This is a genomic window from Klebsiella sp. A52, from assembly GCF_018388785.1.
GTDB classification, from domain to species: Bacteria; Pseudomonadota; Gammaproteobacteria; order Enterobacterales; family Enterobacteriaceae; genus Klebsiella; species Klebsiella aerogenes.
The window spans coordinates 1,513,732-1,527,677 of sequence record NZ_CP074437.1 but is presented as its reverse complement, the minus strand read 5'-3'; the positions used below and the strand labels follow the sequence as shown (position 1 = coordinate 1,527,677).

Sequence of the window (13,946 nt, the reverse complement as noted above, 5' to 3'; positions counted from 1 at the left end):
CAGTATGGTTCAGGCGCAGGCAAATGGCAGGCGCGACGTTGTCTCAACCTGCCGCCGATCGCATTAATGATCGAGATAGAGGTAGTGCATCCAGCTGGTCATGCGCAGCAGCACTTTTCTCATCACCGACACGTGGGTGAAATGGTCGGAATAGACCGCTACCTGGGCGTAGATGCCGTCGGGCAGCGCATCGACTTGCGCATCGGGATCCAGTTCAATCGTCGCCAGCACGCCATCGGTACCCGGCGTGACGCTCAGCGACTGCAGCGATCCCTGCGCCTGGTAAGTCCCCCCCGGCACCACCGGCAATACGTTTACCAGTTTACCGTGGAATACCTGCCCTGGCAGTGCGTTAAACACCGCTTCGGCATCATCGCCGGCTTCCAGCCTGAGCAACGAATTCTGGCGGAACTGGGCGACAATCAGCCGTTTTTGTTGCGGAATAAAGACCATCACCGGGCGCAGCGGCAGCGACGCGGCGTAGGTTCCCGGGCGAATCAGTACCTGGGTAATGTAGCCATCGCTCGGCGCCCGGACGGTGGTCTGATCGAGATTATATTTCGCTTCCGCCAACTGCGCGCGCAGGCTCACCACCTGCGACTGTTCGCCATTCAGCGTGCTATCCAGCTGGCTCTGAATCTGCGCCTGCTCGGCGACGGAGGCTTTCACCAATGCATCCTGGGCAAGGTAGTTTTGCCGGGCATTATCGATATCGCTTTCCGAAAACGGGTTGACCCGCGCCTGGCTGCCTTTCAAATAGCGCTGATAATCTTTATACAGCCGGTCGCGCTCGGCGGAAACGCGCACGGTGTTCGCCTGCGCTTCCTGCAGTTGGGCTTTCAGGGTGTTGATACTGTGCAATGCGGTGACCAAATCGGCCTGCAGTCGGTCGACACGCGCCTGGTAGCGCGCCGGGTCGATAGTAAATAATACCTCGCCCTTTTTCACCCGCTGGTTGGCTTTATCGGTCACGCTGCTGACAATGCCGGTAACCTGCGGCGTAATAGGAATGGAAATAACCGCTTTCTGCGCCGTAAAAGTATAAGGGTGGTTATAGTTCATCAATAAAATAAGCGCGCTAACAATAAATACGCCGCCCAGGGCCGCGGTCGGGACCGTCCATTTATTTACCGGAATACGGAATATTTTAAATACCGACCACGCAATGGCCACGTACGTCAAAATGATCAACAGGTCCATGATTATTTCTCCGTCGAGGATGGCGGCGCTGTCGGCTGCAGATGCGCGATTTTATGTTCGAGTTCAGCGATACGCTGATTGAGCTGCGCCAGCTCGCTGTCGGCATCATCAGACCCTGCTTCATTCGGCTTATGCTGCATTCCCCAGCCGCGCTCCGGCTGATAGAGGGTGGCCCAGATCCATAAAAATGGCCATATTACGTGCAGCGTAAACAGGCTGACCCACCCCGCGACGTGAATTGCGTCAGAGTGCGGATGATTACGTTTCTTCGCAATCAGGTACGGAATATCGTGCAAAATAATAATCCCGTAAAAAATAACCAGAAAAACGAAGATCAGAACGCCCAGCGCAAAATAATTGAGAAACATAATTTCCTCGATTCACGCTAATAGATTATTGGAATTGTGAGCGACCACGAAGCGGCGCCTGGCTGACAATTTGAGCATAATTCACCGTATTCATTTCCGCCATCAGCGGCAAAAAATGTTCTTCATGCAGGCGAGTTGCAAAGTTACATCGTTGGCCGCTGGGGAAGACAGAACCTGCCGCAGATCACACATGACGGAATTGAGCGCAAAATATTTTGTGACGTATATCACAAACAAATAACAAAACAGCAAAGTTATAATGTGACAAACATCACATAAATATGCGATTTATGGCCTCCCATTACGTGTTGTTGTTTTTTTACACATCATTTTTGTGATTACGATCACTACATATAAGTACCAGCCCCCTATATTCATGTGATGCACATCACATAAAAAGTCACTTGCTGGACAGCTTAACGATTCAGTGCCAGATTTCGCACTATCAATCAGGGTCCGGCTACCTCTGCCGCCACATTAACAACAAACCTCGGGCGTTCAGCCTGCGCGATAAGCAAAACAGAAGAAGGGGTGTTTTATGTCATCCGATATCAAGATCAAAGTGCAAAGCTTTGGTCGTTTCCTCAGCAATATGGTGATGCCGAATATCGGCGCGTTTATCGCGTGGGGGATTATCACCGCGTTATTTATTCCAACAGGGTGGTTGCCGAACGAGACGCTGGCGAAGCTGGTCGGCCCGATGATCACCTATCTGCTGCCGCTGCTGATCGGTTATACCGGCGGTAAGCTGGTGGGCGGCGAACGCGGCGGCGTCGTCGGCGCTATCACCACCATGGGCGTTATCGTCGGCGCGGATATGCCGATGTTCCTCGGTTCGATGATCGCCGGTCCGCTCGGCGGCTACTGCATCAAGAAATTTGACGCCTGGGTAGACGGTAAGATCAAATCCGGTTTCGAAATGCTGGTGAATAACTTCTCCGCCGGTATCATCGGGATGATCCTTGCCATTCTGGCGTTCCTCGGCATTGGCCCGGCGGTTGAAGTGCTGTCAAAACTGCTGGCGGCCGGCGTTAACTTCATGGTGGCGCACGACATGCTGCCGCTGGCGTCTATCTTTGTTGAACCGGCGAAAATCCTGTTCCTCAATAACGCGATTAACCACGGTATCTTCTCGCCGCTGGGTATTCAGCAGTCCCATGAGCTTGGCAAATCCATCTTCTTCCTGATTGAAGCTAACCCGGGTCCGGGGATGGGCGTTCTGCTGGCGTACATGTTCTTTGGCCGCGGCAGCGCGAAGCAGTCTGCGGGTGGTGCGGCAATCATTCACTTCCTGGGCGGTATTCACGAAATTTACTTCCCGTACGTGCTGATGAACCCGCGTCTGATTCTGGCCGTTATCCTCGGCGGTATGACCGGCGTCTTCACCCTGACTATCCTTAACGGTGGCCTGGTTTCTCCGGCTTCCCCAGGCTCCATTCTGGCGGTACTGGCGATGACGCCAAAAGGTGCCTACTTCGCTAACATCGCGGCCATCATTGCGGCGATGGCGGTCTCCTTTATTGTCTCTGCTATCCTGCTGAAAACCAGCAAAGTGAAAGAAGAAGACGATATCGAAGCCGCAACCCGTCGCATGCACGACATGAAAGCCGAGTCCAAAGGCGCGGCGACGCCGCTGGCCGCGGGCGACGTGGCTAACGACCTGAGCCACGTGCGTAAAATCATCGTTGCCTGCGACGCCGGTATGGGTTCCAGCGCCATGGGCGCCGGGGTACTGCGTAAGAAGGTGCAGGATGCCGGACTGAGCAACATTTCGGTCACCAACAGCGCGATTAACAATCTGCCGCCGGATGTCGACCTGGTGATCACCCACCGCGACCTGACCGAGCGCGCCATGCGCCAGGTACCGCAGGCACAGCATATTTCGCTGACCAACTTCCTCGACAGCGGCCTGTACACCAGCCTGACCGAGCGTCTGGTTGCGGCGCAGCGCCACATCGACAACGAAGTAAAGGTCACCGATAGCCTGAAAGATAGCTTTGATAATGACGACAAAAACCTGTTCCAGCTGGGCGCGGATAATATCTTCCTGGGGCGTAAAGCGGCCACCAAAGAAGAGGCGATTCGCTTCGCCGGTGAACAACTGGTGAAAGGCGGATACGTTGAGCCGGAATACGTGCAGGCGATGCTCGAGCGCGAGAAGCTGACTTCGACCTATCTTGGCGAATCCATCGCCGTACCGCACGGTACCATCGAAGCGAAAGATCGGGTGCTGAAAACCGGCGTCGTCTTCTGCCAGTATCCGGAAGGCGTGCGCTTCGGCGAAGAAGAAGATGAAGTCGCGCGTCTGGTCATCGGTATCGCCGCTCGCAACAACGAACACATTCACGTTATCACCAGCCTTACCAACGCGCTGGATGATGAAACCGTGATTGAGCGGCTGGCGAAAACCACCAGCGTCGAAGAAGTCCTGTCGTTGCTGAATAAATAACCACAACGCTCCACGCCCTCTCCCTTTGGGAGAGGGTTGGGGTGAGGGAAAAGCCTCACCCCAGCCCTCTCAGGTAAAAACATTAATTGAAGGTTAATACTATGAAAGCATTACATTTTGGCGCAGGTAATATCGGACGTGGCTTCATTGGCAAACTGCTGGCTGACGCCGGTATCACCCTCACGTTCGCCGATGTCAATCAGGTGGTCCTTGACGCCCTGAATGCCCGTCATAGCTATCAGGTTCACGTAGTGGGCGAAAACGAACAGGTTGACACCGTCTCCGGCGTGAATGCCGTCAGCAGCATTGGCGATGAAGTGGTGGATCTGATCGCCGATGTCGACCTGGTGACCACCGCCGTCGGTCCCGTCGTTCTGGAGCGTATCGCTCCGGCCATCGCCAAAGGCCTGGTGAAACGCAAAGCGCAGGGTATTGAACGCCCGCTGAATATCATCGCCTGCGAAAACATGGTGCGCGGCACCACCCAGCTGAAAGGCCATGTGTTTAACGCGCTGGCGGAAGAAGATAAATCGTGGGTTGAAGCGCATATCGGCTTCGTCGATTCCGCCGTAGACCGTATAGTGCCGCCGTCGGCTTCCGCCACCAACGATCCGCTGGAAGTCACCGTTGAAACCTTCAGCGAATGGATTGTGGATAAAACCCAGTTTAAGGGCGAGCTGCCGAACATCCCAGGAATGGAATTAACCGATAACCTGATGGCATTTGTCGAACGTAAGCTATTCACCTTAAACACCGGGCATGCTATAACCGCCTACCTCGGGAAACTGGCGGGCCATCAAACGATTCGCGACGCGATTCTTGATGAGAACATTCGCGCCGTCGTAAAAGGCGCAATGGAAGAGAGCGGCGCGGTGCTGATCAAACGCTACAGCTTTGATGCGCAGAAACACGCGGCTTATATCCAGAAAATCCTTGGTCGCTTTGAGAACCCGTATCTGAAAGATGATGTGGAGCGCGTCGGCCGCCAGCCGCTGCGTAAACTGAGCGCGGGCGATCGTTTGATCAAGCCGCTGCTTGGCACGCTGGAATACGGCCTGCCGCATCGGAACCTGGTAAAAGGGATTGCCGCGGCTATGCATTTCCGCAGCGAAGACGATCCGCAGGCGCAGGAGCTGGCGGCGCTGATTAGCGAAAAAGGCCCACAGGCCGCGCTGGCGCAGATTTCCGGCCTGGATGCGGCAAGCGCGGTAGTGGCGGAAGCCGTTAACGACTACAACGCGGTAAAATGATGTACAACCTGGCGCGGCCGATGCCGCGCCCAATACCACTCCTGTCCGATATGCAGGCAATAATGGAAGAAACACAGGCATTTGAAAACCGCGTACTTGAGCGTTTAAATGCTGGTAAGACCGTAAGAAGTTTCCTGATAGCCGCCGTCGAACTCCTGACGGAGGCGGTCAATATTCTGGTACTTCAGGTATTCCGCAAAGACGATTACGCGGTGAAATACGCAGTGGAGCCATTGCTGGACGGCAGTGGGCCGCTGGGCGACCTTTCCGTACGCCTGAAGCTTATCTACGGCCTTGGGGTGATAAGCCGCGCCGAATACGAAGATGCCGAGCTATTGATGGCGCTGCGTGAAGAGCTCAATCATGACGGTAATGAGTACACTTTCACCGATGATGAAATTCTCGGGCCGTTAGGCGAACTGCACTGCGTCGCCGCGCTTCCGCCGACGCCGCTATTTGATGAGAGCGATAGGGAACTGCTGGCAATGCAGAAACTGCGCTACCAGCAGATGGTACGTTCAACGATGGTGTTGTCTCTGACTGAGCTGATTTCTCGAATCAGCTTAAAAAAAGCCTTCCAGAAATCAACGCTCTGACTCCGTTTCTTGCTGGTCGCACGTCGGCCGGTACAGCTGCCGGTAATACTCCAGACGACTCAGGAATAGCTCCTTTTTATCCTCAGGAATATCGCGCGGTATCCGCTGTAAACGCGGGCATTTTTTCAGATATTCCATAAACGCCTGGCTCGAGGCCATGAAATCTACCGTTTTATCGATGATACGTGGTACGCCGTCGCCGATTTTCGCCATCACGCTCTCCTCTGTTCAGGGGGATCTTATTAAGGATTGGCGAAAAAAAGGGAGCAAGTTGAGGAAAACGTGCGGAATAGCCGTCAGGCTTCACAAAAATGACAAACAGCTTAATTAAAACGACAATATCATTATTTTTCAAATAATTATAATATATCGGGTCTCATGCTTATGGCCGTATAGCCGCGAGTATTTCGATAAAAAACTATCAACAAAGGCCCGCCCGGCCCATACTATGTAACGTCGAAGCCCTTTTATTCACAGATAAAATTACCATGAAAGAAGTCGAAAAGAATGAAATCAAGCGTTTGAGCGACCGTCTCGACGCCATCCGCCACCAGCAGGCCGACCTGTCGCTGGTCGAAGCCGCCGATAAATACGCGGAGCTGGAAAAAGAAAAAGCGACCCTGGAAACGGAAATCGAACGTCTGCGTTCCGTCCAGTCGCAGAAGCTGAGCAAAGAAGCGCAGAAGCTGATGAGCATGCCGCATCGTCGCGCTATTACCAAGAAAGAGCAGGCCGATATGGGCAAGCTGAAGAAAAGCGTGCGCGGACTGGTTGTCGTCCACCCGATGACCGCGCTGGGCCGCGAAATGGGCCTCAAAGAGATGACCGGCTTCGCGAAGAGCGAGTTTTAATCTTTTGCCCGCTGTGAGTTCGTCGTCTATTACCCGGTAGCCCTACCGGGCCGTGAACTCACAGCCAATTTCTCCTTCCCCACCAAATTGGCCCAACCAATTATTTCTTAAACCGTCAATCGGTTCACATATCCATCACTTTGCATCACAAACGCGTTGCCATGCCATAACATTTGGTTAACCATCAATTGTCGTTAACCCTACAATCGCAATTTGGCTGGGCCAATTTTACAAACAGTGTGATCGGCAATGGGCGCAGACCCAACCTGACGCACTGGATGTGGCCCGATGGAGACCTGCATGAACCTCTGGCAACAAAATTACGATCCGGCTGGTAATATCTGGCTATCGAGCCTTATCGCCTCACTGCCGATTCTGTTTTTCTTTTTCGCCCTGATTAAGCTCAAGCTTAAAGGCTATATCGCCGCCACCTGGACCGTTGCCATCGCGCTGCTTGTCGCCCTGCTGTTCTACAAAATGCCGGTCGATCGCGCCTTATCGTCGGTGGTATACGGCTTCTTCTACGGCCTGTGGCCTATCGCGTGGATTATTATCGCCGCGGTCTTCGTCTATAAAATCTCGGTGAAGACCGGGCAGTTCGACATTATCCGCTCGTCGATTCTTTCGATTACGCCGGATCAGCGCCTGCAGATGCTGATTGTCGGCTTCTCCTTTGGCGCCTTCCTCGAAGGGGCCGCCGGTTTCGGCGCGCCGGTGGCGATTACCGCCGCGCTGCTGGTCGGGCTCGGCTTCAATCCGCTGTACGCCGCCGGGCTGTGCCTGATTGTTAACACCGCGCCGGTGGCTTTCGGCGCCATGGGGATCCCGATTCTGGTCGCCGGCCAGGTCACCGGCATCGATAGCTTCGCCATCGGTCAGATGGTTGGCCGTCAGCTGCCGTTCCTGACCATTATCGTGCTGTTCTGGATCATGGCGATTATGGACGGCTGGCGCGGGGTGAAAGAGACGTGGCCGGCGGTGATGGTCGCGGGTGGTTCGTTCGCCATCGCGCAGTACCTCAGCTCCAACTTCCTCGGCCCGGAACTGCCGGACATCATCTCTTCGCTGGTGTCGCTGGTATGCCTGACGCTGTTCCTCAAACGCTGGCAGCCGGTACGTATCTTCCGCTTTGGCGATATGGGCGCCGCGCAGGTTGATCAAACCCTGGCGCGCACGCATTACACCGCCGGTCAGGTCATTCGCGCCTGGTCGCCGTTCCTGTTCCTCACCGCTACCGTCACCCTGTGGAGCGTGCCGCCGTTTAAAGCGCTGTTTGCGCCGGGCGGGGCGATGTATGACTTCGTGGTTAATATTTCGGTACCGTTCCTCGACAAAATGGTCGCCCGTATGCCGCCGGTGGTGAGCGCCGCGACGCCATACGCCGCGGTGTATAAATTCGACTGGCTGTCGGCGACCGGCACCGCCATTCTGTTCGCCGCTATACTGTCTATCGTCTGGCTGCGTATGAAGCCGAAGGATGCGCTGACCACCTTCGCCGGGACGCTGAAAGAGCTGGCGCTGCCGATTTACTCCATCGGCATGGTGCTGGCGTTCGCCTTTATCTCGAACTACTCCGGGCTGTCATCGACGCTGGCGTTGGCGCTGGCGCATACCGGCCACGCGTTTACCTTCTTCTCGCCGTTCCTCGGCTGGCTGGGGGTTTTCCTGACCGGTTCGGATACCTCGTCTAACGCGCTATTCGCCGCGCTGCAGGCGACGGCAGCCCAGCAAATCGGCGTCTCCGATATTCTGCTGGTCGCCGCGAATACCACCGGTGGGGTGACGGGCAAGATGATTTCGCCACAGTCGATCGCCATTGCCTGCGCCGCGGTAGGCCTGGTGGGTAAAGAGTCGGACCTGTTCCGCTTTACCGTCAAGCACAGCCTGATATTCACCTGCATGGTGGGCCTGATTACCACCCTGCAGGCGTATGTCTTAACCTGGATGATTCCGTGAAAGTAATGCCAAAACGCCTGGCTGACGACGTCGCAAATCGCGTCCGGGCGCTGATAGAAGAACAACAGATGGAGGCGGGCATGCGTTTGCCCGCCGAGCGCCAGCTTGCCGTACAGCTCGGTGTTTCACGCAATTCGCTGCGTGAAGCGCTGGCGATGCTGGTCAACGAAGGGGTGCTACTTAGCCGTCGCGGCGGCGGCACCTTCGTGCGCTGGCAGCATGAGCCCTGGTCGGAGCAAAACATCGTCCAGCCGCTGAAAACGCTGCTCGCCGACGACCCCGACTACAGTTTTGATATTCTCGAAGCCCGCCACGCTATTGAAGCCAGCACCGCCTGGCATGCGGCGATGCGGGCCACCGACGCCGAAAAAGAAAAAATCCGCCTCTGTTTTGAAGCCACCCTCAGCGATGACCCGGATCTCGCCTCACAGGCGGATGTTCGCTTCCACCTGGCGATCGCTGAAGCCTCGCATAACGTGGTGCTGCTGCAAACCATGCGCGGTTTCTTCGAGCTTCTGCAATCCTCGGTGAAGCAGAGCCGCCAGCGCATGTATCTGGTGCCGCCGGTGTTCGCGCGTCTGACCGAACAACATCAGGCGGTGATGGAAGCGATCTTCGCCGGCGACGCGGAAGGCGCGCGCCAGGCGATGATGGCCCACCTCGGTTTTGTCCACGCCACCATTAAACGTTTTGATGAAGACCAGGCCCGCCAGGCGCGCATTACCCGCCTGCCCGGTGACCACAATGAAAATTCCAGGGAGAACTCGTGATGATTATTTCCGCCGCCAGCGACTATCGCGCCGCCGCACAGCGTATCCTGCCGCCGTTTCTGTTCCACTATATCGACGGCGGCGCCTACGCCGAACACACCCTGCGCCGTAACGTTGAAGACCTCTCCGACGTGGCGCTCCGCCAGCGCATTCTGCGCAATATGTCGGATTTGAGCCTGGAAACCACGTTATTCAACGAGAAGCTGTCAATGCCGACGGCGCTGGCGCCGGTCGGGCTATGTGGCATGTACGCGCGCCGCGGCGAAGTGCAGGCGGCGGGTGCGGCAGACGACAAAGGCATCCCGTTTACCCTCTCTACCGTTTCCGTTTGCCCGATTGAAGAGGTCGCCCCGACCATCAAACGCCCGATGTGGTTCCAGCTGTACGTCCTGCGCGATCGCGGATTTATGCGCAATGCGCTGGAGCGCGCTAAAGCCGCAGGCTGCTCCACGCTGGTCTTTACCGTGGATATGCCGACCCCCGGCGCGCGCTATCGCGACGCCCATTCTGGCATGAGCGGCCCAAACGCCGCCATGCGCCGCTACTGGCAGGCCGTCACTCATCCACAGTGGGCATGGGACGTCGGCCTCAACGGACGCCCGCACGATCTGGGTAATATCTCCGCCTATCTCGGCAAACCGACCGGTCTTGAGGATTACATCGGCTGGCTGGCGAATAATTTCGATCCGTCGATTTCATGGAAAGACCTGGAGTGGATCCGCGACTTCTGGGACGGCCCGATGGTGATCAAAGGGATCCTCGACCCGGAAGACGCCCGCGACGCGGTGCGCTTCGGCGCTGACGGCATTGTCGTCTCCAACCACGGCGGCCGCCAGCTTGACGGCGTGCTCTCTTCCGCCCGCGCCCTGCCCGCCATTGCCGATGCGGTTAAAGGCGACATCACTATTCTCGCCGACAGCGGCATCCGCAACGGTCTCGACGTGGTGCGGATGATCGCCCTTGGTGCCGACAGCGTGCTGCTGGGCCGCGCGTATCTGTACGCGCTGGCGACCCACGGCAAGCAGGGGGTGGCGAATCTGCTCAATCTTATCGAGAAAGAGATGAAAGTGGCGATGACGCTGACCGGGGCGAAATCCATCAGTGAAATCAGCCGCGATTCGCTGGTGCAGAATGCCGAAGCGCTGCAGACCTTTGATGCGCTCAAGCAGGGCAACGCCGCGTAATTCCCTCACTCTCCCCCTCTCCCAAAGGGAGAGTGGATCATCCGGCTGGCATCGGTTTTCTCCCTCTCCCAAAGGGAGAGTGGATCATCCGGCTGGCATCGGTTTCCCCCTCTCCCAAAGGGAGAGAGACCATCCGGCTGGCATCGGTTTTCCCCCTCTCCCAAAGGGAGAGAGACCGTCCGGCTGGCATCGGTTTCTCCCTCTCCCAAAGGGAGAGAGACCATCCGGCTGGCATCGGTTTTCCCCCTCTCCCAAAGGGAGAGAGACCATCCGGCTGGCATCGGTTTTCCCCCTCTCCCTCTGGGAGAGGGTCGGGGTGAGGGTTCGGCAAATATCTGCTATTCTGCCCCCCGCAATTAAGGGGGCAGTATGCTGAACATCGTGTTATTCGAACCAGAAATCCCGCCGAACACCGGCAATATCATCCGCCTGTGCGCCAACACCGGCTTCAATTTACATATCATTGAGCCAATGGGCTTTACCTGGGACGATAAACGCCTGAGACGCGCCGGGTTGGATTATCACGAGTTCACCGCCGTACAGCGCCACGCGGATTATGCGGCGTTTATCGCCAGCGCGAAGCCGCAGCGCCTGTTCGCCCTCACCACCAAAGGCACGCCCGCCCACAGCGCGGTAAGCTATCAGGATGGTGATTTCTTGATGTTTGGTCCGGAAACGCGCGGCCTGCCGGCCAGCATCCTCGATGCCCTACCGGCGGAGCAAAAGATCCGTATTCCAATGATGCCGGACAGTCGCAGCATGAACCTGTCAAACGCGGTGTCGGTGGTGGTGTATGAAGCCTGGCGCCAGTTGGGATACCCGGGCGCCGTGTTACGCAGCTAACCTGAGCGGTTCCCGGATTGCGGCGCGTTGCGCCTTATCCGGGCTACCTCTCTGAGCTTCGCGGCGGCAAATGGCAATAAATCAAATCCCGTCGCCGTACTCGAAGGTATGGTGGATGCCATTAAAATGCTGATCCATATCCATCGCCGGTTTGTCGCTCTCCGGCTTACCGACGATACGCGCCGGTACGCCTGCAGCGGTGGTATGCGGCGGCACAGGTTGCAGCACCACGGAACCGGCGCCAATCTTCGCCCCGCGCCCGACTTCGATATTGCCGAGGATCTTCGCCCCGGCGCCAATCATCACGCCTTCGCGAATTTTCGGGTGACGGTCGCCGCTGGTTTTGCCGGTACCGCCGAGGGTCACGGACTGCAGAATGGATACGTCGTCTTCAATCACCGCCGTTTCACCGACCACGATACCGGTGGCGTGGTCGAGCATGATCCCACGGCCAATCTTCGCCGCCGGATGGATATCGACCTGGAACGAGACGGAGACCTGGTTCTGCAGGAAAATAGCCAGCGCGCGGCGCCCCTGATTCCACAACCAGTGGCCGATGCGGTAGGCCTGCAGCGCATGGAAGCCTTTCAGGTACAACAGCGGCGTTGAGTATTTATCGACCGCAGGGTCGCGGGTACGTACCGCCTGGATATCACAGGCGGCGGAAGCGATCATCTCAGGGTCAGCGGCATAAGCCTCTTCCACTACTTCGCGAATGGCGATAGCGGGCATAATCGGCGAGGCCAGCTTATTCGCCAGCATATAGCTCAGGGCGCTGCCCAGATTTTCGTGCTTGAGTAGCGTTGCGTGGTAAAAACTGGCGAGCATCGGCTCACAGTCGGCCAAAGCCCGGGCTTCGGCTTTAATATTGTTCCAGACGATATCCAGTTCTTCACACGGCATTGCATACTCCAGACGGTAAGAATTATGACCGGTCAGTTCTTCGCTGACCGGGTCATACAGGTAACAGACTTTCCCTGCGGCTAGTTGGCGCTGCGTTCGTCCTTGCGTGCGCGACCCAATAAGGTCAATGCTGCCTCGCGCGCAATTTTTCCGCAATACAATACCTGATAAATTTCCTCGGTTATTGGCATTTCGACGCCTAAACGCTGCGCCAGAACGCGAACCTCTTTGGTATTGCGATAGCCTTCAACCACCTGGCCAATCTTGTCCTGCGCGCTTTGCACGTCCATGCCCTGTCCGAGCATCATGCCAAAACGGCGGTTTCGCGATTGGTTATCGGTACAAGTCAGTACCAGGTCGCCCAGCCCGGCCATGCCCATGAAGGTTTCCGGATCGGCGCCCAGCGCTGCCCCGAGACGGGACATTTCCACCAGACCACGGGTGATCAACGCCGTACGGGCATTCGCGCCAAAGCCGATACCGTCAGACATCCCGGCGCCGATGGCGATAACGTTTTTCACCGCGCCGCCCAGCTGCACGCCGATAAAGTCCGGGTTGATGTAGACGCGGAAGCTTTTACCGCAGTGCAGCAGGCGCTGAAGGTCTTCCGCAAACTGCGGATCCGTCGCCGCCAGAGAAATCGCCGTCGGCAGGCCGGCGGCCAGCTCTTTGGCGAAAGTCGGACCGGAGATGACCGCTAATGGGATGTCATCGCCCAGCGCTTCACGCGCCACGTCCTGCAGCAGACGGCCGGTTTCGGCCTCCAGACCTTTCGTCGCCCACACCAGACGCGCATCTGAACGCATCAGCGGTTTAATCTGGCGCAAAACCTGACCGAAGACGTGGCTCGGCACCACCACGAGGATATCGCGGCTGGCGGCCAGCGCCGTCGCTAAATCGCTCTCAAGGCGCAGCGTGTCCGGGAAGGGCACATCGGGAAGGAACGCGGCGTTGCAGCGATCGTGTTGCAGCGTCGCGATATGTTTCGGGTCATGGCCCCAGAGGACAACCTCGTGGCCATTTCTTGCCAGGGTGATGGCAAGAGCGGTGCCGTAAGAGCCGGCACCGATCACAGTCATTGCAGCATTAAGCGCGTTCATCAGGCATCCTGATGTTGTTCAGCACCTTCGCCAGCCTGCTGTTGCAGATAGTTCATAAACAGCGCGTCAAAGTTCACCGGCGCAAGGTTGAGTTGCGGGAAGGTGCCGCGGGAAACCAGGCTGGTAACGGTCTCGCGAGCGTACGGGAACAGAATGTTCGGGCAGTACGCGCCGAGGCAGTGCGCCATTTGGTTGCCATCGATGCCGTCGATGGAGAAGATGCCGCCCTGCTGTACTTCGCACAGGAATGCGGTTTCTTCGCCCAGCGATGCCGTTACGGTGACACGCAGCACCACTTCATAAACGCCTTCAGCCAGCTGGCTGGAAGCGGTATCCAGATCAAGTTTAACTTCCGGCTGCCAATCTTTCTGGAAAACCTGCGGCGCATTTGGCGCTTCGAAGGAAACGTCTTTGGTGTAGATGCGCTGAATCTGGAAAGTCATTTCGGTGCTGTTTTGTTCTGACATAGTAAAACC

General features: G+C 56.8%; 14 protein-coding genes. 8 read left to right on the top strand and 6 right to left on the bottom strand.

Annotation, left to right across the window (positions count from 1 at the left end; translation table 11 throughout):
* Window positions 1–63 precede the first annotated feature (63 nt).
* Together KGA69_RS07120 and KGA69_RS07115 are read right to left on the bottom strand one after the other, a co-directional pair.
* Window positions 64–1,200, bottom strand: a complete 1,137-nt coding sequence (locus tag KGA69_RS07120) for an HlyD family secretion protein (RefSeq protein ID WP_042893612.1) — start codon at window positions 1,198–1,200, stop codon at window positions 64–66.
* A 2-nt stretch (window positions 1,201–1,202) separates the two neighbouring features.
* Window positions 1,203–1,568 carry a DUF3302 domain-containing protein gene (locus KGA69_RS07115; RefSeq protein WP_045390667.1) on the bottom strand — a complete coding sequence of 122 codons (366 nt, stop codon included), beginning with the start codon at window positions 1,566–1,568 and terminating at the stop codon, window positions 1,203–1,205.
* Window positions 1,569–2,106: 538 nt separating this feature from the next.
* On the opposite strand from KGA69_RS07115, the gene KGA69_RS07110 reads away from it, so the two are divergent.
* The 3 genes from KGA69_RS07110 to mtlR all read left to right on the top strand — a co-directional run bounded on the left by KGA69_RS07110 (window position 2,107) and on the right by mtlR (window position 5,863).
* Window positions 2,107–4,017, top strand: a complete 1,911-nt coding sequence (locus tag KGA69_RS07110) for a PTS mannitol transporter subunit IICBA (RefSeq protein ID WP_049060718.1) — start codon at window positions 2,107–2,109, stop codon at window positions 4,015–4,017.
* Between the two features lie 101 nt (window positions 4,018–4,118).
* On the top strand, window positions 4,119–5,267 hold the full coding sequence (gene mtlD / locus KGA69_RS07105) for a mannitol-1-phosphate 5-dehydrogenase (RefSeq protein WP_045390661.1): 1,149 nt from the start codon (window positions 4,119–4,121) through the stop codon (window positions 5,265–5,267).
* On the top strand, window positions 5,267–5,863 hold the full coding sequence (mtlR, locus tag KGA69_RS07100) for a mannitol operon repressor MtlR (protein ID WP_045390658.1): 597 nt from the start codon (window positions 5,267–5,269) through the stop codon (window positions 5,861–5,863). The genes mtlD and mtlR overlap by 1 nt, the downstream gene beginning before the upstream one ends.
* On the opposite strand, the gene KGA69_RS07095 is transcribed toward mtlR, so the two are convergent.
* Window positions 5,852–6,076: a hypothetical protein gene (locus KGA69_RS07095; protein WP_045390655.1), complete on the bottom strand. Its 225-nt coding sequence runs from the start codon at window positions 6,074–6,076 to the stop codon at window positions 5,852–5,854. The genes mtlR and KGA69_RS07095 overlap by 12 nt on opposite strands.
* Window positions 6,077–6,351: 275 nt before the next feature.
* On the opposite strand from KGA69_RS07095, the gene KGA69_RS07090 reads away from it, so the two are divergent.
* From KGA69_RS07090 to trmL, 5 genes are all read left to right on the top strand, one after another.
* Complete coding sequence (locus KGA69_RS07090) at window positions 6,352–6,714, top strand: YibL family ribosome-associated protein (protein WP_015369186.1); 363 nt, start codon at window positions 6,352–6,354, stop codon at window positions 6,712–6,714.
* A gap of 300 nt (window positions 6,715–7,014) precedes the next feature.
* Window positions 7,015–8,670: an L-lactate permease gene (gene lldP, locus KGA69_RS07085; protein ID WP_042893619.1), complete on the top strand. Its 1,656-nt coding sequence runs from the start codon at window positions 7,015–7,017 to the stop codon at window positions 8,668–8,670.
* Complete coding sequence (gene lldR, locus KGA69_RS07080) at window positions 8,667–9,440, top strand: transcriptional regulator LldR (RefSeq protein ID WP_045390649.1); 774 nt, start codon at window positions 8,667–8,669, stop codon at window positions 9,438–9,440. Before lldP ends, lldR begins: the two co-directional genes overlap by 4 nt.
* A complete protein-coding gene (gene lldD, locus KGA69_RS07075) occupies window positions 9,440–10,624 on the top strand; it encodes an FMN-dependent L-lactate dehydrogenase LldD (protein WP_045390646.1) in 1,185 nt (394 codons plus the stop codon). Before lldR ends, lldD begins: the two co-directional genes overlap by 1 nt.
* Before the next feature lie 369 nt (window positions 10,625–10,993).
* The gene (trmL, locus tag KGA69_RS07070) at window positions 10,994–11,467 is read left to right on the top strand and encodes a tRNA (uridine(34)/cytosine(34)/5-carboxymethylaminomethyluridine(34)-2'-O)-methyltransferase TrmL (protein WP_045359275.1); all 474 of its coding nucleotides are present in this window, start codon (window positions 10,994–10,996) and stop codon (window positions 11,465–11,467) included.
* Window positions 11,468–11,548: 81 nt separating this feature from the next.
* Here the strand turns inward: trmL and cysE are convergent, their stop codons facing one another.
* The 3 genes from cysE to secB all read right to left on the bottom strand — a co-directional run bounded on the left by cysE (window position 11,549) and on the right by secB (window position 13,937).
* Window positions 11,549–12,370, bottom strand: a complete 822-nt coding sequence (cysE, locus tag KGA69_RS07065) for a serine O-acetyltransferase (protein ID WP_004106845.1) — start codon at window positions 12,368–12,370, stop codon at window positions 11,549–11,551.
* 80 nt (window positions 12,371–12,450) lie between these two features.
* Window positions 12,451–13,470 (bottom strand): NAD(P)H-dependent glycerol-3-phosphate dehydrogenase, encoded by a 1,020-nt coding sequence (gpsA, locus tag KGA69_RS07060; RefSeq protein WP_015369181.1) that lies wholly within the window; start codon window positions 13,468–13,470, stop codon window positions 12,451–12,453.
* Complete coding sequence (gene secB / locus KGA69_RS07055; protein WP_015369180.1) at window positions 13,470–13,937, bottom strand: protein-export chaperone SecB; 468 nt, start codon at window positions 13,935–13,937, stop codon at window positions 13,470–13,472. Before secB ends, gpsA begins: the two co-directional genes overlap by 1 nt.
* Between the last annotated feature and the right edge of the window lie 9 nt (window positions 13,938–13,946).